The organism is Massilia sp. 05N420, assembly GCF_056397205.1.
Genome location: NZ_JBFTMX010000014.1, coordinates 155,816 through 177,328, shown reverse-complemented (window position 1 = coordinate 177,328; position 21,513 = coordinate 155,816). Strand labels below are relative to the sequence as shown.

At 66.0% G+C, this 21,513-nt stretch carries 19 protein-coding genes; 17 read left to right on the top strand and 2 right to left on the bottom strand.

Going from position 1 to position 21,513, the window contains the following annotated elements; translation table 11 throughout:
* The first annotated feature begins 6 nt into the window (after positions 1 to 6).
* The 14 genes from AC1DIX_RS11040 (at position 7) to AC1DIX_RS10975 (ending at position 17,573) form a co-directional block, all read left to right on the top strand.
* On the top strand, positions 7 to 1,329 hold the full coding sequence (locus tag AC1DIX_RS11040; RefSeq protein ID WP_477324253.1) for a phenylacetate--CoA ligase family protein: 1,323 nt from the start codon (positions 7 to 9) through the stop codon (positions 1,327 to 1,329).
* 37 nt (positions 1,330 to 1,366) lie between these two features.
* Positions 1,367 to 2,461, top strand: a complete 1,095-nt coding sequence (locus AC1DIX_RS11035; protein WP_477324251.1) for a glycosyltransferase family 4 protein — start codon at positions 1,367 to 1,369, stop codon at positions 2,459 to 2,461.
* Positions 2,461 to 4,431: a heparinase II/III family protein gene (locus AC1DIX_RS11030; RefSeq protein WP_477324249.1), complete on the top strand. Its 1,971-nt coding sequence runs from the start codon at positions 2,461 to 2,463 to the stop codon at positions 4,429 to 4,431. Before AC1DIX_RS11035 ends, AC1DIX_RS11030 begins: the two co-directional genes overlap by 1 nt.
* Before the next feature lie 53 nt (positions 4,432 to 4,484).
* Positions 4,485 to 5,621 (top strand): non-hydrolyzing UDP-N-acetylglucosamine 2-epimerase, encoded by a 1,137-nt coding sequence (gene wecB, locus AC1DIX_RS11025; RefSeq protein ID WP_477324247.1) that lies wholly within the window; start codon positions 4,485 to 4,487, stop codon positions 5,619 to 5,621.
* An 18-nt stretch (positions 5,622 to 5,639) separates the two neighbouring features.
* Positions 5,640 to 6,392, top strand: a complete 753-nt coding sequence (locus tag AC1DIX_RS11020; protein WP_442124348.1) for a WecB/TagA/CpsF family glycosyltransferase — start codon at positions 5,640 to 5,642, stop codon at positions 6,390 to 6,392.
* A gap of 112 nt (positions 6,393 to 6,504) precedes the next feature.
* Positions 6,505 to 7,503, top strand: a complete 999-nt coding sequence (galE, locus tag AC1DIX_RS11015) for a UDP-glucose 4-epimerase GalE (RefSeq protein ID WP_477324245.1) — start codon at positions 6,505 to 6,507, stop codon at positions 7,501 to 7,503.
* Between the two features lie 16 nt (positions 7,504 to 7,519).
* Entirely contained in the window at positions 7,520 to 8,686 is a 1,167-nt protein-coding gene (locus tag AC1DIX_RS11010) for a nucleotidyltransferase family protein (RefSeq protein WP_477324243.1), read from the top strand.
* The gene (locus AC1DIX_RS11005) at positions 8,683 to 10,101 is read left to right on the top strand and encodes a mannose-1-phosphate guanylyltransferase/mannose-6-phosphate isomerase (protein ID WP_477324241.1); all 1,419 of its coding nucleotides are present in this window, start codon (positions 8,683 to 8,685) and stop codon (positions 10,099 to 10,101) included. Before AC1DIX_RS11010 ends, AC1DIX_RS11005 begins: the two co-directional genes overlap by 4 nt.
* Before the next feature lie 143 nt (positions 10,102 to 10,244).
* A complete protein-coding gene (locus tag AC1DIX_RS11000; RefSeq protein ID WP_477324239.1) occupies positions 10,245 to 10,958 on the top strand; it encodes a PEP_CTERM-anchored TLD domain-containing protein in 714 nt (237 codons plus the stop codon).
* Between the two features lie 35 nt (positions 10,959 to 10,993).
* Positions 10,994 to 12,022 carry a TIGR03790 family protein gene (locus AC1DIX_RS10995; RefSeq protein WP_477324237.1) on the top strand — a complete coding sequence of 343 codons (1,029 nt, stop codon included), beginning with the start codon at positions 10,994 to 10,996 and terminating at the stop codon, positions 12,020 to 12,022.
* 143 nt (positions 12,023 to 12,165) lie between these two features.
* Positions 12,166 to 15,195 (top strand): ExeM/NucH family extracellular endonuclease, encoded by a 3,030-nt coding sequence (locus AC1DIX_RS10990; RefSeq protein ID WP_477324235.1) that lies wholly within the window; start codon positions 12,166 to 12,168, stop codon positions 15,193 to 15,195.
* Between the two features lie 25 nt (positions 15,196 to 15,220).
* On the top strand, positions 15,221 to 15,811 hold the full coding sequence (locus tag AC1DIX_RS10985; protein ID WP_442121728.1) for an NF038129 family PEP-CTERM protein: 591 nt from the start codon (positions 15,221 to 15,223) through the stop codon (positions 15,809 to 15,811).
* A 269-nt stretch (positions 15,812 to 16,080) separates the two neighbouring features.
* A complete protein-coding gene (locus AC1DIX_RS10980; RefSeq protein ID WP_477324233.1) occupies positions 16,081 to 16,797 on the top strand; it encodes a winged helix-turn-helix domain-containing protein in 717 nt (238 codons plus the stop codon).
* Positions 16,798 to 16,805: 8 nt separating this feature from the next.
* On the top strand, positions 16,806 to 17,573 hold the full coding sequence (locus tag AC1DIX_RS10975; RefSeq protein ID WP_477324231.1) for a LuxR C-terminal-related transcriptional regulator: 768 nt from the start codon (positions 16,806 to 16,808) through the stop codon (positions 17,571 to 17,573).
* A 14-nt stretch (positions 17,574 to 17,587) separates the two neighbouring features.
* Here the strand turns inward: AC1DIX_RS10975 and AC1DIX_RS10970 are convergent, their stop codons facing one another.
* Entirely contained in the window at positions 17,588 to 17,878 is a 291-nt protein-coding gene (locus AC1DIX_RS10970; protein WP_477324229.1) for a hypothetical protein, read from the bottom strand.
* Between the two features lie 349 nt (positions 17,879 to 18,227).
* Positions 18,228 to 18,977: an NF038120 family PEP-CTERM protein gene (locus AC1DIX_RS10965; RefSeq protein WP_477252576.1), complete on the bottom strand. Its 750-nt coding sequence runs from the start codon at positions 18,975 to 18,977 to the stop codon at positions 18,228 to 18,230.
* A 256-nt stretch (positions 18,978 to 19,233) separates the two neighbouring features.
* On the opposite strand from AC1DIX_RS10965, the gene AC1DIX_RS10960 reads away from it, so the two are divergent.
* From AC1DIX_RS10960 to AC1DIX_RS10950, 3 genes are all read left to right on the top strand, one after another.
* Positions 19,234 to 19,665 carry a hypothetical protein gene (locus tag AC1DIX_RS10960; protein WP_477324227.1) on the top strand — a complete coding sequence of 144 codons (432 nt, stop codon included), beginning with the start codon at positions 19,234 to 19,236 and terminating at the stop codon, positions 19,663 to 19,665.
* 189 nt (positions 19,666 to 19,854) lie between these two features.
* The gene (gene gspG, locus AC1DIX_RS10955) at positions 19,855 to 20,307 is read left to right on the top strand and encodes a type II secretion system major pseudopilin GspG (RefSeq protein WP_442121722.1); all 453 of its coding nucleotides are present in this window, start codon (positions 19,855 to 19,857) and stop codon (positions 20,305 to 20,307) included.
* Between the two features lie 11 nt (positions 20,308 to 20,318).
* Positions 20,319 to 21,509, top strand: a complete 1,191-nt coding sequence (locus AC1DIX_RS10950; protein WP_477324225.1) for a type II secretion system F family protein — start codon at positions 20,319 to 20,321, stop codon at positions 21,507 to 21,509.
* Positions 21,510 to 21,513: the final 4 nt, after the last annotated feature.

The following is a 21,513-nucleotide window of genomic DNA, read 5'->3' as shown; positions in this document are numbered from 1 at the left end:
TGCACGATGTGGACCCATTCGCTCAAGTTCTCCCTGCGTTCTCTCGGGCGTGAACTGGTCCGCAACATCTGGGGGCGTCTGCTGGTCTACCCGGCCCTGGCAAGGAACGAGCGCTCGCGCGAGACCCTGGCCCGCTATGTGGCCAGGCGCGCCGCCAGGGTCGGCGTGCCGCTCGACGGCGATCCTTTCAGCCTGCCGCGCCTGGCGCCCGGCACCCCGCTGCTGACCAAGCAGGAGCTGCGCCAGCATCCCGAACGCCTGCTGCGCCCGCGCCGCTTCGGCTCCCTGATCCGCACCACCATCAAGACCAGCGGCACCTCCGGTACGCCGCTGACCATCGTCCAGTCGCTCGGCAATATGGTGCGCGAGGAGGGCTTCGTCTACCGCCAGCTGCGCTGGATCGGCTGGCGCCCCGGCCAGCCGCGCGCCTGGATTCGCGGCGACATCGTCTGCGCCGACCAGCCGGAGGACGGCCGCTACTGGTGCCGCGACTGGGTCGGCAACATGCTGATGATGTCCTCCTACCACCTGTCGAATGACACGATCGGCGCCTACGTCGCCGCCCTCGAAGGGGTCGATCCGGTCGTGATCCACGCCTATCCATCCTCGATCGCGGCGCTGGCGGCCTGGCTGAACGCGCGCGGACGACGCTACGAAGGCAGGGCGCTGAAGGGCGTGATGACCTCGTCGGAAACCATGGAGCCGGAGGTGAGGGCGGCGGTCGAACAGGCTTTCGGCGTCCGCGTGTTCGACTGGTACGGCCAGTCCGAACGGGTGGCCGCGATCGGCACCTGCGAGCACGGCAGCTACCACGTGCTGACCGACTACGGCAGCGTGGCCCTGCTCGACACCGACCAGCCGGAGGCATGCGAGCTGGTCGGCACCGGCCTGAACAACCTGGCGATGCCGCTGGTCCGCTACCGCACCGGCGACACCGTGATCCCCGGCGGCGAAGCCTGCGCCTGCGGCCGCGTGTTCCCGACCGTCAAGACCATCCTTGGACGCCAGGAAAAAGTCCTCACCCTGCCGGACGGCCGCATGATCGGCCGCCTGGACCGCATCTTCCAGGGCCACGACCGCCACCTGGTCGAAGGCCAGGTGGTGTATCGCGGCCACGGCCGCTTCCTGTTGCGGGTGGTGGCCACCGAGGGCTGGAGCGAGGCGGACGCGCGCGCGATGGTCGACAAATTCCTGCTGCGCGTGCCCGGCGTCGAGGTGAGCGTCGCGCGGATCGAGGCGATTCCGCGCGGACCGCGGGGCAAGTTCGAGTTCGTTATTGTCGATGAGGAAGACGAACCGTGCGCACCACGGGAAATTCATGATGTATGATCGAAATATTGCCCGTTTAATAAGAGCGTGTATTTTGTTGAAACATCCACCGACCATGCAGGGAAAAACCACGCCACGCATCCTGATGGTCGGTACCGCCCTGGAAGGCAGGGGCGGGGTGGCGGCGGTGGTATCCGTGCTGCGCCAGCATGGCTTGTTCGAGCGCGAGCGGGTGCGCTACGTCGCCACCCACCGCGAGGGCTCGAAAGCCGAGAAGGCGAAGGGCGCGCTGTCCGGTTTCTGGCAGACCGTGCTGGCCTGTGTGAGCCAGCATCCGGCCGTGGTGCACGTGCACGCGGCCTCGCGCGCCAGCTTCGTGCGCAAGTCCATCGTGCTGCTGATCGCCCGCCTGGCGGGCTGCAAGACGATTTTTCATCTGCATGGCGGCGGCTTCCGCCAGTTCGCCACCGTCGAGGCCGGCGCCCTGATGCGGCGCTGGATCCGCCACACGCTGGAAGCCAGTTCCGTCGTGATCACGCTGTCGGCCGGCTGGGCCGACTTCGTGCGCGCCTTTGCGCCGAAGGCCAGGGTGGCGGTGGTGCCGAATTCGGTGCCGCTGCCGGCGCCCTCCGGCATTCGCGGCGAAGCGCAGCGCGTCCTCTTCCTCGGCCGCATCGAGGAAGCCAAGGGCGTGTTCGAACTGCTCGGCGCCGGCGCCCGGCTGGCGACGCGCTTCCCGGACCTGCGCCTGGTGTTCGGCGGCGAGGGCGATGCGGAAGCATTGCGCCGCCGCGCGTCCGAGCTCGGCATCCTGGGGCGCATCGAACTGCCCGGCTGGCTCGGCCCGCGCGAACGCGACGGGCAGCTGGCGCGCGCCGCCGTATTCTGCCTGCCTTCGCATGCCGAGGGATTGCCGATGTCGATGCTGGAAGCGATGGCGGCCGGCCGGGCGGTGGTCGCCAGCAGCGTGGGCGGGATTCCGGAAACCCTCGTCGACGGCGACAACGGCCTGCTGGTGCCGCCGCGCGACGAGGCGGCGCTGGCCGGGGCGCTGCAGCGGGTATTGGGCGACGACGCCCTGCGTGCACGGCTGGCGGAGCGGGCGCGCGCAACCATCGAGCAGCATTACTCAACCGAGGTAGTGTGCGAGCAATTGTCCGCGATCTACCGTGACTTGGCGGGGACACAATGATGAGCGAAGCGACAGGCATGGTCTGGCTGGTGAACCGTTTGCGCTGCATGTCGGTGGCCGAGGTCGGCTACCGGATCCAGCAGGCGGCGGCGAAAGGGGTGGCGAAACGGCTCAGGCAGCGCGCCGCGCCGCCGCTGCCGCGCGCCCGCACCTTCGCCATCCATGGCGCGCCCGCCTTGAGCGCGGCCGAGCGCGAAGCCCTGCTGGCCGACGCCGACAGCATTTGCGCCGGCCACGTGGTCCTGTTCGCCGAACGCCGCTTCGACGTCGGCATGCCGCCGCTGTGGAACCGCGATCCCGAAAGCGGCGTGACCGGACCGGCCATCTACGCCGGCGACATCGCCATCACCAACCGCGACCAGGTCGGCGACATCAAGCATGTCTKGGAACTGAACCGCCACCTGCACCTCGTGCGCCTGGGCCAGGCCTGGGCCGCGACCAACGACGTGGCCTGGCTGCACGCCCTGCACCACCAGCTGCGCAGCTGGCTCGACCAGTGTCCGCCGCTGGTCGGCCCCAACTGGACCAGCTCGCTGGAACTGGGCATCCGCCTGATCAACTGGAGCCTGGTCTGGCAATTGATCGGCGGCGAGGGCAGCGGCCTGTTCGCCGGCGAGGACGGCGAGCGCCTGCGCGCCGACTGGCTCGATTCCATCCACGCCCACTGCAGCGCGATCGCGCGCCACCTGTCGCGCCATTCCTCGGCCAACAACCACCTGATCGGCGAACTCGCCGGCCTGTATGTGGGCGCCTCGATCTGGCCCTGCTGGAAGTCGTCCGGGGCCTGGCTCGAGCAGGCCAGGCGCGAACTCGAACACGAGGCCCAGGCCCAGTTCTCGCGCGACGGCGTGAACCGCGAGCAGGCCTTCGCCTACCACATCTTCTCGTCCGAATTCCTGTTCGTCGCCGGCCTGGTCGGCCAGGCCTGCGGCCATCCCTTCTCGCGCGCCTACTGGGCCAGCCTGCAGCGCGCATTACGATTCTTACGGTCGCTGCGCGACGTCGGCGGCAACGTGCCGATGGTGGGCGACGCCGACGACGGCATCGTGTTCCGCCTGGACGCCCCGGGCAGCGACCGTGCGGCCCAGCTGCTGGCCCTGGGCGACGCCGTGCTGCGGCGCCATGACAGCGCGTATGCGAGCGAGCATCCGGGCGTGCGCTGGCTGCTGCATACCCTGCCGGGCAAGCGCCCGGAAACCGATCCGCACGAATCCGAGACCGGCTGGGCCTTCCCGGACGGCGGCTACCTGCTGTTCGGCTCCCACTTCGGCGAAGCCAACGAGATCAAGGGCATGGTCGACTGCGGGCCGCTCGGCTACCTCGGGATCGCCGCCCACGGCCACGCCGACGCGCTGGCGCTGAACCTGTCGGTCGGCGGCGAGGAATGCCTGGTCGACCCCGGCACCTATTCCTACTGGCAGGAGCACAAGTGGCGAGACTACTTCCGCGGCACCTCGGCCCACAACACCGTGCGCATCGACGGTCTCGACCAGTCGGTGTCAGGCGGTCGCTTCATGTGGCTGAAGAAGGCCAGGGCGGCCATCGAAAGGATGCCGCAGTCGCCCCACGAATTTGATTTCCGCGGCTCGCACGACGGCTACGAGCGCCTGGCGGACCCGGTGCGCCACATGCGCAGCGTGCGTTTCGACGCCGCGACCTCCAGCCTGGTCGTGCGCGACGAGTTCGCCGCCAGGAAGCATCACCAGGTCGAGCTGTTCTGGCATTTCGCGCCGGGACTGAGTGTCCGCCTGGATAGTTCTGGCTTGCACGTGCGCGGTRAACGCTTCGCCCTGCAGATGCACGCCCATGGCGCCGACCTCAAGCTGGAACTGGTGCGCGCCAACGAAAATCCGCCGCTGGGCTGGTATTCGCGCTGCTACGAATCGAAGGAGCCTTGCGACGTGCTGAAGATCAGCACCGTATCGTCCGCCGTCCCGGTCGAGTGCAGGTTTACAATAACGTTTTTTTAATAACCCACCGTTGTAATAATTGTTTCAATACTAATTACTAGGGAACTTGTTTCATGCTCATTTATCTGGTTGCAGGCGCACGACCCAACTTCATGAAGATCGCTCCGATCGTCCGCGCGCTGCAGGCTCAATCACCGAAAACCCTGTCGTACAAGATCATCCATACCGGCCAGCACTACGACCGCGAGATGAACGACGTCTTCTTCGAGGAACTCGGCATTCCGCAGCCCGACGTCTTCATGGCCGCCGGCGGCGGCAGCCATGCCCAGCAGACCGCCAAGATCATGGTCGGCTTCGAGGAGCTGTGCCAGGACGAACGCCCGGCCGCCGTGCTGGTGGTGGGCGACGTGAATTCCACGCTGGCCTGCTCGATCGTCGCCAAGAAACTGAACATCCCGGTGGCCCACGTCGAGGCCGGCCTGCGCTCGGGCGACATGACGATGCCGGAAGAAATCAACCGCCTGGTCACCGACAGCATCTCGGACTGGTTCTTCGTCACCGAACCGGCCGCGCTGGAACACCTGCGCCGCGAAGGCAAGCCGGATTCCGCCGTGCATTACGTCGGCCACGTGATGGTCGACAACGTGCTGTACCAGGCCGACAAGCTGGCCCATGCCGACACCTCGGCTTTTGAAACCAGCGCCTACAAGCAGGCGCGCAAGGATGCGGGCGAGCGCTACGGCGTGATCACCATGCACCGCCCCAGCAACGTCGACGACAAGGAAACCTTCACCCGCATCGCCGGCGCCCTGAAGGAAATCTCGAACGAGCTGCCGCTGATCTTCCCGGTGCACCCGCGTACCCGCGCCAACATCGACAAGTTCGGCATCGACCTGGGCCCCAACATCACGCTGGCCGGTCCGCAGGCCTACATGGCTTTCCTCAACCTGTGGAAGGACGCCGCCGTCATCCTGACCGACAGCGGCGGCCTGCAGGAAGAAACCACCGCGCTGGGCGTGCCCTGCGTGACCATCCGCGAAAACACCGAGCGCCCCGTCACCGTCGACGAGGGCTCGAACGTGCTGGTCGGCACCGATCCGGCCGTGATCATGCTGGAAGCGCGCAAGATCCTGCGCGGCGAAGGCAAGCAGGGCCGCCGGCCGCACCTGTGGGACGGTCGCGCGGCGGAACGCATCGTCGCTGTATTGGCAACTGAGCTGGCCAAGGAATCGCAACAGAAACTCGAATGAGCACAAAAGGATGATCATATGAGCGAACGCATCACACTGATGGGGTGCTCCATCGACAACCTGTCGATGGAGGAAACACTGCAGACCATCGAGGGTTTCATCCATACAGGACGGCCCCATCAGCATGTGGTGGTGAATGTGGACAAGCTGGTCAAGGCCAGCCGCGATCCCGAGCTCAGGCAGATCATCAACGATTGCGCGCTCATCAATGTGGACGGCATGCCGGTCGTATGGGCGTCGCGCCTGCTCGGCAAGCCGCTCAAGGAAAGAGTCGCCGGCGTCGACCTGTTCGAGGCGCTGATGCGCCGCGCGGGAGAGAAGGGCTGGCGCGTGTTCCTGCTGGGTGCGAAAGAAGAAGTGGTCGGCAAGGTGGCCACCACCTACCAGCGCAAGTATCCGAAGCTGGTGCTGGCCGGCTACCGCAACGGCTACTGGAAGGGCGAGGCGGAAGAGGCGCAAGTCGTGGAGCAGATCCGCGAGGCGCGCCCGGATTTGCTGTTCGTGGCGATCAGTTCGCCGAAAAAAGAGCAGTTCCTCGGCCGCTACCAGGCCGAGATGAAGATTCCGTTCGCGATGGGCGTGGGCGGCACCTTCGACGTGGCGATCGGCCACGTCAAGCGTGCGCCGGTGTGGATGCAGAAGTCGGGGCTGGAATGGTTCTACCGTTTCCTGCAGGAGCCACGGCGCATGTTCCGCCGCTACTTCATCGAGGACATGGCCTTTCTCCGACTCTTCGTCAAAGAGGCGGTAAGCGGCCGCCGCAAGGCATAAACCAAACAGGGATTACGGCAGCCACAGAAGCTGCCGCACGAATAAATCGAGGCGCCAGCCGGCAACATGACCGGCATGGCGACAGGCATAACTTTTACGAAAGCACATATCAATGAAGATTCTGGTTACCGGCGGCATGGGTTATATCGGTTCGCACACCGTGGTTGAACTGCAGAACGCAGGCCACGAGGTGGTGGTGGTCGACAACCTGTCCAACGCCAACCGTTCCGTGCAGGAACGGGTGACTCGCATCACGGGGAAGGCTTTCGAATTCGTCGAGGCCGACATCCGCGACCGCGCGGCGATGGAAGCCGCGTTCGGCGCGCACAAGATCGACGCCGTGATCCACTTTGCCGGCCTGAAGGCGGTCGGCGAATCGGTGGCGCAGCCGCTGCGCTACTACGACAACAATGTCTCCGGCAGCGTGGTGCTGTTCGAGACCATGGCCAAGTTCGGCTGCAAGACCCTGGTGTTCTCGTCGTCGGCCACGGTGTACGGCGACCCGGCCTCGGTGCCGATCCGCGAAGACTTCCCGCTCTCGGCCACCAACCCCTACGGCCGCAGCAAGCTGATGATCGAAGACATCCTGCGCGACCTGTTCAAGGCCGAGCCGGACTGGCACGTCGCCCTGCTGCGCTATTTCAACCCGGTCGGTGCCCACGAAAGCGGGCTGATCGGCGAGGAGCCGAACGGCATCCCCAACAACCTGCTGCCCTATATCGCCCAGGTCGCCAACGGCCAGCGCGAGAAACTGTCCGTGTACGGTGGCGACTACCCGACCCCGGACGGCACCGGCATGCGCGACTACATCCACGTGGTCGACCTGGCGATCGGCCACGTCAAGACCCTCGACAAGCTGGCCCAGGGCGCCGGACTGCATACTTACAACCTGGGCACCGGCAATGGCAACAGCGTGCTGGAAATGGTGCATGCCTTCGAAAAGGCCTGCGGCAAGCCGATTCCGTATCAGATCGTAGACCGTCGCCCCGGCGACATCGCGAAGTGCTACGCCGACCCGACCCGCGCGCGCGAGGAACTCGGTTGGACGGCGAAGCGTGACATCGCGCAGATGTGCGCCGACTCCTGGCGCTACCAGACTACCCCAAAATGAGCATGAGGACCGAACCATGAAAGCGATGATTCTTGCAGCAGGCAAAGGCACCCGCGTACGTCCGCTGACCTATGACCTGCCGAAACCGATGATCCCCGTGCTGGGCAAGCCCGTGAYGGCTTACCTGATCGAACACCTGCGCAAGCACGGCGTGTCCGAGATCATGGTCAACGTCAGCCACCTGCACGAAAAGATCGAGGAATACTTCGGCGAGGGCGAGCAGTTCGGCGTCCAGATCGGCTACTCCTTCGAAGGCTATACCAAGGAAGACGGCGAAGTGGTGGCGGTGCCGATCGGCTCGGCCGGCGGCATGAAGAAGATCCAGGAATTCGGCGGCTTCTTCGACGACACCACCATCGTCCTGTGCGGCGACGCCCTGATCGACCTCGACCTGAAGGCGGCCCTGCTGGAGCACCGCCGCAAGGGGGCGATGGCCACCGTGATCACCAAGGAAGTGCCTTGGGACAGGGTGTCGAGCTATGGCGTGGTGGTCACCGACCAGAACGGCCGCATCACCCAGTTCCAGGAAAAGCCGAAGCAGGAAGAGGCGCTGTCGAATTTCATCAGCACCGGCATCTACATCTTCGAACCCGAAGTCATCGACCTGATCCCCTCGGGCGTGGAGTTCGACATCGGCTCCCAGCTGTTCCCGCTGCTGGCGGAGAAGGGCATGCCCTTCTATGCCCAGGGCCGCCCGTTCAACTGGCTGGACATCGGCAGCGTGTCGGATTACTGGGAAGTGCTGCAGAGCGTGCTGACCGGCGAAGTCAATCACATGGACGTGCCCGGCATCGAGATCGAGCCCGGCCTGTGGGTGGGCCTGAACACCAGCATCGACTGGAACGGTACCACCATCAAGGGCCCGGTCTATATCGGCTCGGGCGTCAAGATCGAGGCCGGCGCCACCATCATCGGCCCGACCTGGATCGGCCATGGCAGCCACATCTGCGAAGGTGCCGAAATCGTCCGTAGCGTGCTTTTCGAATATACTCGCGTGCTTAACGATGTGACATTGCACGAGATGATCGTCTTCAAGGACTACAGCATCGACCGCGCCGGCGAGATGAAGCACTCGTCCGAATACAGCTCCGACGAGTGGCTGAACGCCCGCGACCGTCGCCGCAGCCGCCGCAAAGACGGCGCGGACGAGACAGATTCCCCATTAGAGAAAATTAGCGCATGAAAATTTATCCAGTCATCCTCTCCGGCGGCGCCGGCACCCGCCTGTGGCCGCTCTCGCGTGCCCTGATGCCCAAGCAGCTCTTGCCGCTGGTCACTGACAAGACCATGCTGCAGGAGACCGCTTTGCGGGTCCGCGGCTGGCCGGGGTTGATGGCGCCGCTGGTCGTCTGCGGCAACGAACACCGTTTCCTGGTTGCCGAGCAACTGCGCGAGGTGGGCATCACCCCGAGCGGCATCCTGCTCGAGCCGGTCGGCCGCAACACGGCCCCGGCCGTGACCGCGGCCGCGCGCCACCTACTGGCCGAGGATCCCGAGGCCATCATGCTGGTGCTGCCGGCCGACCACGTGATCGAGAAGAACGAAGCCTTCCGCCTGGCGGTCGAGCGTGCGTACCAGATGGTGCAGGACGGTTCGCTGGCCACCTTCGGCATCGTGCCGAGCGTGCCGGAAACCGGCTACGGCTACATCCGCCGCGGCGAGCCGCTGCCGGGCGTTGATGATTGCTACAAGATCGAGCGTTTCGTCGAGAAGCCCGACCGCAACACGGCCGAGGCTTTCGTGGCCGATGGCGGCTTCTACTGGAACAGCGGCATGTTCATGTTCCGCGCCGACCGCTTCCTGGCCGAGATCGAGCAGCACGCGCCCGAGATCGCCAGGGCGGCGGAGCAGGCCATGACCAGCGCCTACCGCGACCTCGACTTCTGCCGCCTGGACGAAGCCGCGTTCACGGCCTGCCCGTCGGATTCGATCGACTATGCGGTCATGGAACATACCCGTGACGGCGTGGTGGTCGCCGCCGACATCGGCTGGAGCGACGTCGGTTCCTGGTCGGCCCTGGCCGACGTGCAGCAGGCCGATGCCCACGGCAACGTGCAGCGCGGCGACGTCTACCTGGACGGCGTCAGCAATTCGCTGGTGCGCGCCGAGAGCCGCATCGTGGCCGTGGTCGGCGTCAAGGACCTGGTCGTGGTGGAAACCTCGGACGCGGTGCTGGTGGCGCACAAGGACCAGGTCCAGCGCGTCAAGAACATCGTCGACCACCTGAAGGTCCAGGAGCGCACCGAGCACCTGTATCACACCCGGGTCTACCGTCCCTGGGGCTTCTACGAAGGCATCGATGCCGGCGAGCGCTTCCAGGTCAAGCGCATCTGCGTCAAGCCGGGCGAGAAGCTGTCGCTGCAGATGCACCACCACCGCGCCGAGCACTGGGTCGTGGTGTCGGGCACCGCGCGCGTCACCTGCGGCGACAGCGTCAAGCTGCTGGCCGAGAACGAGTCGACCTATATTCCGATCGGCATGACCCACCGCCTGGAAAACCCGGGCAAGCTGCCGCTGCACCTGATCGAGGTGCAGTCGGGCAGCTACCTGGGCGAAGACGACATCGTGCGTTTCGAGGACGTCTACCAGCGCGCCTGACCCGTTCGCCTGAATCACATTCGCCTTGATCACGCCGCCCGCGCACCAGCGCCGGCGGCGTTCTCTTTTCCGCAGGTCTACAGTGCGTACATCATCATGCGTCAGGCATACAATGCCTTGACTCGAACCGATGGGGGACTCCCATGAAGACGATCATTGCGGCGGGCGGCATGGTGCTGGCGCTGGCCGGCGGCCTTGCGCGTGCAGGCGATATCATCGGCGGCTCCAGCCTGCTGGACGACGGCCGCCAGGCCCAGCTAGAGCGCTGGCTCGGCAAGGGCGAGTTCAACCTCGACAAGGTCTACACCTTGCGTCCGGGCGATACCTCGGCCACCTTCCACCAGGCCGCCGACGGCAGGGGCGCAAGCTTCACCCTGCTCGACGTGACCAACAGCAGCGGGCAGAGCTTCCTGGTGGGCGGCTACAACCCGCAGAGCTGGTCGTCCACCGACGGCTGGCACGAGACCGAGCGCGACTTCCAGCGCACCGCCTTCCTGTTCAACTTCACCACGCCGGCGGTCTACCGCCAGGTGCCGACCAGCTACGAGCTGCCCAGCCAGGGCCTGCGCCAGACCTTCAACGACATCCTGTTCGGCCCCGTGTTCGGCTCCGGCCCCGACCTGCTGGTCAATGACGACCTCACCAAGGCCTTGTCCTGGCAACTGAGCTATGGCAATCCGATGAACGAGGGCATGAGCATCATCGACGGCAGCCTGGGCGGCCAGGCCGTCACCGTGAATGCGATGGAAATCTTCGCCATCGTCCCGGTGCCGGAGCCAAGCGCCGGCGCGATGCTGCTGGCCGGGATCGGTGTGCTCGCCGCGTTCGGACACTGGCGCCAGCGCAAACGGGCGTAGATTGTCCTCGTTGCAAGTTGTGGCATGATGAAGGGATGAGATCGATCCGACGTTTTCTTCCCTTCCTGATGCTGGCGGTCAGCGCCGGCGCCCATGCCCAGTTCACCAGTGCCCCCAGCCTGCAGCCGGCGCAACTGGCCGTCGTCATCAACGATGCCGAGCCGAACAGCGTCAAGATCGGCGAGTACTACCGCAAGCGGCGCGGCATCCCGGAAGCCAACGTGGTCCACGTCAGCATTCCGGACAAGCCGCACGAGATCAGCTTCGAACGCTTCCAGGAACTCAGGGAAGAGATCGACAGCCACCTCGGCCCGGACATCCAGGCGGTGCTGATGGTCTGGACCGCGCCCTACAGGGTCGAGTGCAATTCGATCACCGGCGCCTACACGCTGGGCTTCGATCCCTCCCAGTGCGCCAAGACCTGCGCCAGCGGACGCTCCAGCCCTTACTTCAACTCCAGTTCCACACGGCCCTATACCGACCTCAAGCTGCGCCTGTCGATGCTGCTGCCGACCGAATCGGTATCGGAAGCCAGGGCGCTGATCGATCGCGGCGCCTCGGCCGGTTTCCGCGTCGTGCCGGCCACCGCCTATTACCTGGTCACCTCGGAAAAGGCGCGCAACTCGCGCGCCGGCTTCTTCCCGCCGCCGGGCCGTATCGAGTCCAGGAAACTCGGCACCAAGACGATCCAGGGCGACGTCCTGGAAGGCGCGAAGGACGTGATGATCTACGAGACCGGCATGGCCCAGGTGGACAAGCTGAATACCCTGCATTTCCTGCCCGGCGCCCTGGCCGATCACCTGACTTCGCTCGGCGGCGACCTGCTGGGAGAAGGGCAGATGAGCAGCCTGCGCTGGCTGGAGGCGGGCGCCACCGCCAGCTACGGCTCGGTCAGCGAACCCTGCAACTACTGGCAGAAATTCCCCAATCCGACCGTGCTGCTCAAGCATTACGTGCAGGGCAATAGCGCGATCGAAGCCTACTGGAAGAGCGTCGCCTGGCCGACCCAGGGCCTGTTCATCGGCGAGCCGCTGGCGGCTCCCTACCGCAAACGGCCGCGCTGACGGCCGTCCCCCTTCCGTTTCTCGAGCGGTGAAGCGGATTGGTCCGTACGGACTAATCCGTGGTCATGATGTTGTCAATTTGTGCATTTAATATTGATTTGTTAAGTGCCTCACTGACAACCGCATCCACTTCGGGAACCCACATGACCCAACGTTCATTCTTTCAAGCTCCAGGCCGCCTGACCGTGCTCGCGGCCCTGCTGGCCAGCCTGTCGGCGCCGGCCTTCGCCGGTGACGGCGGCCCCATCGTCATCAGCCAGGTCTACGGCGGCGGCGGCAACGGCGGCGCCACCTACCAGAACGACTTCGTCGAACTGTTCAACCGCAGCGGCGCCCCTGTCACCCTCGATGGCTGGAGCATCCAGTACACCTCTGCCGGCGGCAACAGCTGGGGTAGCAACAAGGTCAACATTCCCAAGGTAACCCTGGCTGCGGGACAGTACTACTTGATTCAGCTGCAATCCGGCGGCGCGGTCGGTGCCGCGATGCCGGCCGCGGACGCCTTATCCGGCAGCGTCAACATGAGCGCCAGCGCAGGCAAGGTCGCGCTGGTCAGGAGCCAGACCGCTCTGCCGACGGTCGCCAATCCGAATCCGACCGACCAGCCCACGCTGGCCGACCTGGTCGGCTTCGGCACCAGCGCCACCGGCTACGAAGGCACTGGCCCCACCTCGCCGAACCTGTCGAGTTCGCTCGCCGCGCTGCGCAAGGACGGCGGCTGTGCCGATACCGACGATAACAAGAACGATTTCGTCAACGGCACGCCGGCGCCGCGCAACACCGCCAGCGAGCTGCATGTCTGCAGCGGCACTGGCGGCGGCACCCCGCCGGCCGCGCCGATCGTCCTGAACTGCCCGGCCACCGTCAGCGGCGGACTCGGCACCGCTTTCTCCGGCGCCCTGAGCGCATCGGACAGCGACAGCATCGTCAACGCCGCCGTCATCGCCAGCGGCGCCGTGAGCGGCATCAGCCTTACCGACTTCGCACCGGCCGCCGCCGCCGGCGGCAGCGCCTCGGTCAAGCTGTCGGTCGCGGCCAACGTGCCGGCCGGCCTCTATCCGGTGGTCGTGAGCTTCAGCAACGACGCCAGCCAGAGCAACAGCTGCACCGTCAACGTCTCGGTCGCCGGCCAGCTGACGATCCCGCAGATCCAGGGCAGCGGCGCCACCAGCAAGTACGCGAACACCGTCCAGACCACCAGCGGCGTGATCACCAAGAAGCTCAGCGGCGGCGGCTTCTTCATCCAGGACCCGAACGGCGACGGCGACCCGACCACCTCGGACGCCATCTACGTGTTCGGCGCCGCCACTGCCGGCAACGTCGGCGACATGGTGCGCGTGACCGGCACCGTGACCGAATACAAGCCGAGCGGCGCGACCCGTTCCTACACCGAACTCACCAGCGTCACCGCGGTCACCGTCACCGGCAGCGGCTACACCATCGCCCCGACCAATATCCAGCTGCCGGACGCCGACCTCGCCAACTACGAAGGCATGCTGGTGCGCTTCGTCGGCCCGCTGACCGTGAACGGCAACAGCTACCTGGCCGACCGCGGCGAACTGGTGCTGTCGAACGGCCGCCGCGAAACCGCCACCAACCGCTATCGCCCGGGCACGCCGGAAGCGATCGCGCTGATCAAGGCCAACGACCGCAACATGGTCGTCCTCGACGACGGCATCTTCACGACCCCGCCGCAGATTCCCTACCTGGCCGACGACAAGACCGTGCGCACCGGCGATACCGTGAACGACCTGACCGGCGTGCTCGACTTCGGCGCGATCGGCGGCGGCGGCGCCGCGTTCAAGGTGCAGCCGACCGAGACCCCGCAGATCAGCCGCACCAATGCGCGCCTGGACAAGCCGGAAGTCGCCCCGGGCAACGTCAAGGTCGCCAGCGCCAACGTGCTGAACTTCTTCACCACCTTCACCGACGGCACCGATGTCGAGGGCCGGACCGGCCAGGGCTGCAAGCTCGGCAGTTCGACCAGCAAGAGCAATTGCCGCGGCGCCGACAGCCTGGCCGAGTTCGTGCGCCAGCGCGACAAGATCGTCAACGAGCTGAAGGGCATGGATGCCGACGTGGTCGGCCTGATGGAAATCCAGAACAACGGCGACTATGCGGTCAACTACCTGGTCGRCCAGCTCAACCAGGCGGTCGGCTATCCGGCCTACGCCGTCGTGCCGCAGCCGCCGGCCACCGGCACCGACGCGATCCGCGTGGCGATGATCTACAAGCCGGCCGTGGTGAGCCTGGTGGGCGCTTCGATGTCTGACAACGCCGCGATCAACAACCGTCCGCCGATGGCCCAGACCTTCAAGTCGGTCGCCAACGGCGCCAGGTTCTCGCTGATCGTCAACCACCTGAAGTCGAAGGGCAGCTGCAGCGGCGCCGGCACCGGCGACAGCGACAGCGGCGACGGCCAGGGCTGCTGGAACGCCACCCGCGTCAAGCAGGCGCAGCAGCTGGTGAGCTTCATCAACCAGGTCGTGGCAAGCTCGGGCGATCCGGACGTGCTGGCGGTGGGCGACTTCAATGCCTACGGCCAGGAAGATCCGATCGTCTACCTGAACGGCCAGGGCATGGTCAGCGAGCTGGAGCGCTTCGTGCGTCCGAACGGCATGCCGTACTCCTATGTGTTCGACGGCCAGAGCGGCTACCTCGACCACGCGCTGGCCAGCACCTCGCTGGACAAGCAGGTGGCCGGCGTGACCGAATGGCATAACAACGCCGACGAACCGGATGCGATCGACTACAACCTGGAAGGCAAGGCCGGCAACGACCCCTACGTGAACAACGCCTTCCGCGCCTCCGACCACGATCCGGTGATCGTCAGCCTGAACCTGGCGCCGGTACTGACCGACGTGAGCGCCAGCGTGAAAGCGGTGCAGTCGGGCTTCACCGTCAACCGCATCACCAACAAGTACAGCGGCTCGGTCACCTTCACCAACATCGGCGCTGCGGCGTTGAACGGTCCCCTGCAGTTCCTGCTGCAAGGCCTGCCGGCCGGCGTCACGCTCGACAACAAGAGCGGCACCAGGGATGGTGCGCCGTATGTGACGCTGCCCGATGCGTCGCTCGCCGCGGGTGCCTCGGTGACGGTCAGCGTGACATTCAGCAACCCGAACAAGGTCACGATCTCGTACACGCCGAAGCTGTACAGCGGCTCGTTCTAACCCACCGAATCAAGGATCAAACAAGATGGCAACTCTGAAATCGCTCCTGACCAGCTCGCTGCTGGCACTGACCATGGCCTGCGGCGCCGCCCTGGCCACCCCGATCACCTACCACGTGGACCTGACCACCAAGTCCTTCGCCGCCGAAGGCAGCGGCTACCTGGAGCTGTCGCTGGCCGGCCCGGGCACCGGGGTGCCGACCTCGGCCTTCATCAGCAAGCTCACCGGCGTCGGCAGCGGCACCACGCTGTTCGGCGACGCGTCCGCGGCGGGCAACGGCTTTACCTTGCGTGCTCCGGACGGCGCGCTGTGGCAAGCCGTCACCTTCGGCGGTCTGCTCGGCTTCGACCTGACGCTCGATGTCGGCGATACCGGCAGCGACTTCAGCCGCTTCAGCGTCGCCTTCGTGAACCAGGAGCAGACGGATTACCTCACCGGATCCGTGGTCCAGATCGACCTGTCCGCCGGCGCGCCGCCGCAGATCCAGGGCAGCGACATCGCGTTCGTCACCGAAGGCGCCGGCGGCGGCAACACCGACGTGCCCGAACCGGCCGACTGGGCCCTGGTCATGACCGGCCTCGGCCTGATGGGCCTGATGCAGCGCCGCCGCGCCTGACCCGGGCAGCGGCTGCAATCACCCGCCTGTCCGCGATGGCAGGCGGGTTTTTTGTGTCTTGTATGTATCCTTTTCGCCACTTTTCCCGCGCCCTCGCCGGCCTGTTCCGGACGGGGGAAGCCCGCTTCCCTCTAGGGTTTGCGCGCTTTTCTCATTTATTCGGGAAAGATATCAATCTCCAAGGCAAATCATATTGTTCAGTCCATCTTGCTTGGTGCATATTAAAATCATTCCTGTTCCCGCAGACCCAGCAATGTAGACCGAGCTCCATGGCAGCACACATTCTCGTGGTCGACCCCGATCCCGCCATCCGCCGGCTGCTCGAGCTGAACCTGAGCAGCGCCGGCCACCATGCCGCCAGCTGCCTCGACGCCGAGTCGGCCCTGGTGCTGATGGACGACAGCCTGCCCGACATGCTGCTGCTCGAGTGGGACCTGCCCGGACAATCCGGAGAGGCGCTGATCCGCCGCCTGCGCGCCCAGGCGCGCACCCGCGAGCTGCCGATCATCATGGTGTCCGGCCGAACCGGCGAGCACGACAAGATCCTGGCACTGGAATCGGGCGCCGACGATTACCTCGGCAAACCCTTCAATCCGCGCGAGCTGCTGGCGCGCATGGGCGCGGTGCTGCGGCGGCGCATTCCGCACGTGTCGAGCGAGACCGTGCAGATGGCCGGCCTGCGCCTCGATCCCGGCACCCAGCGCGTGATCGCCGGCTCGCGCCTGCTGGCGCTGGGACCGGTCGAATTCCGCCTGCTGAACTTCCTGATGCACCATCCGGAGCGCGTGCACACCCGTTCCCAGCTGCTCGACAAGGTCTGGGGCCGCCATGCCGTGCTCGACGAGCGCACCGTCGATACCCACGTCGGCCGCCTGCGCAACGCCCTGCAGCCCAGCGGCCACCAGGAACACATCGAAACCGTGCGCGGCACCGGCTACCGCTTCGTGGCCTGGAACGCGCGCGTCGACTGGTCCGAGGTCGCCTGAGTTCGCGCGTGGACGCGGTCGTCATCCTCAGCCGGCAGGAGCAGGAATACCTGCTGCGCGCCGTCGAATCCGGCCTGCGGGTGGCCAGCATGCGCCAGTTCTTTCTCTGGACCCAGGGCCAGCTGCAGGCACTGCTGCCGCACCAGGTGATGGTGGCGCTGCAGTTCGCGCCTTCGGGTGCGCTGCGCCGGCTGGAATGCCTGCATGCGACCCTGCTTCCGGCCGATGCCGAAACCCTGCTGGCAGACTGCCGCGACGGCCTGGCGCTGCGCATCGCCCGCCACTGCATGCGGGGCGGCAGGCTGCCGGCGCTGGCCGACCTCGGCGCGGATGAGGCGGACGGCAGGCGCGGCGCCCTGGCCGGTTTCGGAACGGAGTTGCGGGAAGCCGGCTTCGACAGCGTGCTGGTGCACGGCACCGGGCCGCTGGCGGACGGGGCAAGCGTATTCCTGCTGTTCGGCCTGCCGATGCGGCCGGGGCCGCGGCATGCCTATTTCCTGGAATTGCTGCTCGCCCACCTGCACCTGGCGCTGCTGCGCCTGCCGGCGTCGGAAGCGCATGCCGCCGGCCGGCCGCCGCGGCCGCTGAGCGCGCGCGAAACCGAGATCGTCGGCTGGCTGCGCGAGGGGAAGAGCAATGAAGAGATGGCGCTGATCCTCGGGATCAGCGCGCTGACCGTCAAGAACCACCTGCAGCGGATCTACCGCCTGCTCGGGGTCGGCAATCGCGCGCACGCTCTGGCGCGCTGCCTCGAACTACGCCTGCTGGAAGCCTGAGCCTCCGGCAAGAATCAGATGCTGCTGCTGGTGTCGCCGGCTGCCTGGCCGGCGGCGGCGCGGCGCATCGCATCGTAGCGGTAGGCTTCGGCGTTGCCGTCGATGATGCGCGGGCTCTTGCAGCCATCGGCGGCGCAATCCGGCACCGGCATGGTGGCAGCGACCTGGGATGCAGTGCCCGACTGTCCGGACACGAGCACGGCGGCAGCGGTCTGGGTCGGCTGGTCGGCCTGGCCACCGCCGCAGGCGGCGAGGATGACGGCGACGACGAGGGCGGAAACGGAGCGGAAGGCGTGAAGTTTCATGGTGCGGAAGAGGGTGCGTTCAACAGATGATCTATTGTAGGCAGGAAATTTTCCGCGGCTCAATATTTTTTTCGTTAATTTAGTGCAAATATTGATGTTTTGAAAGATTTTTGTGTGGAAATAAGCGAAGTTGCGAGTAAATGCCGAAAGTGTACCCTGGGAAATTTTAAGTACACCAAGGCAACGTCGTGCTGATGCGACGTTTGCGTACTGACATCTGGAAAAACTGCATAAACAAATTCACATCCGCGGCAAGCTGTGTTATCGCTTCGGCACGTGGGAGGAGGAGGGCAGAAAAGGAGGGGAGCCGGCGCATCCCGGAGGCCGCGCCGGCGGTGCCGCGAAGGGATCAGCGGCGGCGGCGAGTGCCTGCGCCCACGCCCAACAGGCCCAGCGCCAGCAGGGCCGCGCTGGCCGGCTCCGGCACCTCGTTGCTGGGCAGGTCGGACAGGGCGATATTGTCCAGGCCGATCTGGGCCGGATTGCCGTCCAGGCCACCGCACTGGCCCTCCGCGTTGCAGCGGAAGCCGACGATCGCCAGTTCGATGAACTGTTGCTGCGAGAAGTCGAGGCCGCCGACGGCATCGGTCGCGTCGAAGTGCTGGAAGGCGATCGTGTCCGGGATGTTGAACTGGATGGTGTCGACGGTGGTCCCGTCGGCGCGCAGGCCGATCACTTGCAGCGCGGCCGGGATGGACGGGTACTGTTCGCCGAGGGCGGCGATGAAGCTGGCGTCCAGTCCGCTGAAGCTGAAGGTCGCTCCCGACACGTTCGGCGTGATGTCGATCAGGCCGCTGGTCAGCAGGTCGAAGTAGGTCGTCGTGTTATTGATCGGGCAAACGTTCGGACCGCAGCTGGCCAGGTTGCCACCGTCGATGAAGCGGCCGATCAGGATCGTGTTCGGCGGCGCAACGCCACCCGGATCGAGGAAGGTGACCTTGTAGCCGTCCTGCACGAAGCTTCTCGTGTTGAGCGCCGGCCCGCTCTGGCCTTCGAAATCGATGACGGCCGCCTGGGCCACGCCGGCGGAGGCGATGGCAAGGACGGCAGCGCCGAAGATATGTTTGAGTACACCGCCGCGAAGTGTGGTCCTGATCATGGTTTGCCTTTTTTCGGTGAGGATGCGCGGATGCGCGGCTTGCGGGACTGCCCAAAACTTGCCATAGAATATATCATTTAAGATAACTTTGTGTGGCAGATAACACACAAGCGAACGAACGGCGATATTCACATTCAGCCGAATAATATTTGAATTAACTAAGCATCTGTCGTGTAACAGGCGCTTATGAACGAAGGGTGCCGACGCCCCATCGGTACGCTTGACGCTGCGACGGGCCGGGGCGCATGATGGGTCCATGCGAACCCTGATCCCCTTATTGCTGGCGCTGGCCGCCTGTACCGCCTGCAGCGCCGCCACCCCCGAGGCCCGGCAGGTGCCGCGCGGCACCCAGACCCCGCCGGCCGCCGCCGCAGGCGAACCGGGCGATACCCTTGCGCGCATCCGCGCCCTGGTCGGCACGCCGGACTGTTCCAGCGATGCGCAATGTCATACGCTGGCGCTCGGTGCGCGTCCCTGCGGAGGGCCCGAAAGCTACCTGGCCTGGTCCTCGGGCAAGACGCAGCAGGCCGAACTCCAGGCCCTCGGCGAGCGCTACAAGGAAGAGCGGCGCACCGCCAATGCGGCGGACGGCAGGGTCTCGACCTGCCAATACATGATGGATCCCGGCGCCGTCTGCCGCGCCGGCACCTGCCAGCTGGGCGGCAGCGGGGTTCTGCAGGCGCGCTGATTTCCCCGGCGATTCCCCTTGCGTGGCTGCATTATTCCTAGCTTTTTTCGGTTACAAGCCTGTGACGCATCGATACGTTTCCTTCGATTGTCGCAACTTGTGTTGCATAGTAAAAAAGAAATTGTCTGTGCGTCTAGGAGCATGGTAGCCTTGCACGGCTAGGCTTTCCAAAAGCACAAAGGAGTGGGGATGGTTTCAGAGAAGTACCGGGGCGCACACGGTCGTGTCGACAAGGCCCGCAGCGCAGGTTTCACGCTGCTCGAGCTGCTGGTGGTGATCGTCATCATCGGCCTGCTGGCCGCTTATGTCGGCCCCAAGTATTTCTCCCAGCTCGGCAAATCCGAAGTCACGGTGGCGCGCGCCCAGATCGAAGCCTTCGAAAAGTCGCTCGACACCTACCGCCTCGACGTCGGCCGCTACCCGACCACCGAGGAAGGCCTGAACGCCCTGGTGGTGGCGCCGCCCACCGCCGCCGGCAAGTGGAACGGTCCCTACCTGAAAAAGGGCGTGCCGCCTGATCCCTGGGGCCACCCCTACCAGTACCGTGCGCCCGGCACCAAGGGCGACTACGAGATCGTCTCGCTCGGCAAGGATGGCCAGCCGGGCGGCACCGGCGACGCCGCCGACATCAGCTCGCAATAAGCGCGCCTGCCGTGCAGTTCGCGGTCCGCACCCTCGCTCCCGACATGAGCATCGCCAGCGTGGTGGTCGATGCCTCGGATGAAGCCGACGCCCGCCGCCAGGTCGAGGCGCGCGGTCTCTACGTCAGCGCGGTCGAACCGGCGYGCGCGGCCGGCTTCCAGCTGCGCCGGCGCGGCGGCAAGCTGTCGCTGGTCCTGTTCAGCGAGGAGCTGCTGGCCCTGCTGACCGCGGGCCTGGGCATCGTCGAGGGCCTCGAAGCCCTGCTCGAAAAGGAAGCCGGTCCGTCCACCCGCGCGGTGCTGGAGCGCCTGCTGGCCGGCCTGCGCGAGGGCAAGCGCTTCTCCGGCGTGCTGGCCGAGCAGCCGGGCCTGTTCCCGCCGCTCTACGTCGGCATCGTGCGTGCCGCCGAGGGCACCAGCGACCTGCCGCGCGCCCTCGAACGCTATATCGAATACCAGCAGCGCATCGATGCCGTGCGCTCGAAAATCGTCAGCGCCTCGATCTATCCGGCGATCCTGCTGGTGGTCGGCGGCGGCGTCTCGATCTTCCTGATGTCCTATGTGGTGCCGCGCTTCGCCGAGGTGTATCAAGGGGCCGGGCGCAACCTGCCGTGGATGTCGCGCCTGATGCTGGACTGGGGCCAGTTCGCCGGCCGCCACGCCGGCGGCCTGCTGCTGTCCTTCGCCGCCGCCATCCTGCTGGCCGGCTGGGGCATGCGCCGCGTGCTGCGCCAGGGCGGCGCCGCGCGCCTGCTGGCGAAGCTGCCGGGCATCGGCGAGCGCGCCCGCGTCTACGAACTGTCGCGCCTCTACCTGACCCTGGGCATGCTCAACGAGGGCGGCATCACCATCGTCAGCGCGATCGAGACCGTGCAGGGCATGGTCTCGCCCGGCATCGGCGCCAGCCTGCGCGCGGCCAAGGCGGCGATCGAATCCGGGCGTCCGCTGTCCGACGCCTTCGAGGCCAACGGCCTGACCACGCCGATCTCGCTGCGCATGCTGCGGGTGGGCGAGCGCACCGGCGACATGGGCCCGATGCTGACCCGCTCGGCCGCCTTCTACGACGGCGAGATCGGGCGCTGGATCGACCGCTTCACGCGCACCTTCGAGCCGCTGCTGATGGCCGCCATCGGCCTGGTGGTCGGCGCCATCGTGGTGCTGCTGTACATGCCGATCTTCGACCTTGCCGGAGACATGTCGTGACTGA

Coding starts and splice junctions, on each gene's coding strand:
- AC1DIX_RS11020 (WP_442124348.1), top strand. CDS start 5,640: ATGAGCGAACGCATCACACTGATGGGGTGCTCCATCGACAACCTGTCG.
- wecB (WP_477324247.1), top strand. CDS start 4,485: ATGCTCATTTATCTGGTTGCAGGCGCACGACCCAACTTCATGAAGATC.
- gspG (WP_442121722.1), top strand. CDS start 19,855: ATGGTTTCAGAGAAGTACCGGGGCGCACACGGTCGTGTCGACAAGGCC.
- AC1DIX_RS11000 (WP_477324239.1), top strand. CDS start 10,245: ATGAAGACGATCATTGCGGCGGGCGGCATGGTGCTGGCGCTGGCCGGC.
- AC1DIX_RS10980 (WP_477324233.1), top strand. CDS start 16,081: ATGGCAGCACACATTCTCGTGGTCGACCCCGATCCCGCCATCCGCCGG.
- AC1DIX_RS10970 (WP_477324229.1), bottom strand. CDS start 17,878: ATGAAACTTCACGCCTTCCGCTCCGTTTCCGCCCTCGTCGTCGCCGTC.
- AC1DIX_RS11040 (WP_477324253.1), top strand. CDS start 7: ATGTGGACCCATTCGCTCAAGTTCTCCCTGCGTTCTCTCGGGCGTGAA.
- AC1DIX_RS10985 (WP_442121728.1), top strand. CDS start 15,221: ATGGCAACTCTGAAATCGCTCCTGACCAGCTCGCTGCTGGCACTGACC.
- AC1DIX_RS10965 (WP_477252576.1), bottom strand. CDS start 18,977: ATGATCAGGACCACACTTCGCGGCGGTGTACTCAAACATATCTTCGGC.
- AC1DIX_RS10960 (WP_477324227.1), top strand. CDS start 19,234: ATGCGAACCCTGATCCCCTTATTGCTGGCGCTGGCCGCCTGTACCGCC.
- AC1DIX_RS11005 (WP_477324241.1), top strand. CDS start 8,683: ATGAAAATTTATCCAGTCATCCTCTCCGGCGGCGCCGGCACCCGCCTG.
- galE (WP_477324245.1), top strand. CDS start 6,505: ATGAAGATTCTGGTTACCGGCGGCATGGGTTATATCGGTTCGCACACC.
- AC1DIX_RS10995 (WP_477324237.1), top strand. CDS start 10,994: ATGAGATCGATCCGACGTTTTCTTCCCTTCCTGATGCTGGCGGTCAGC.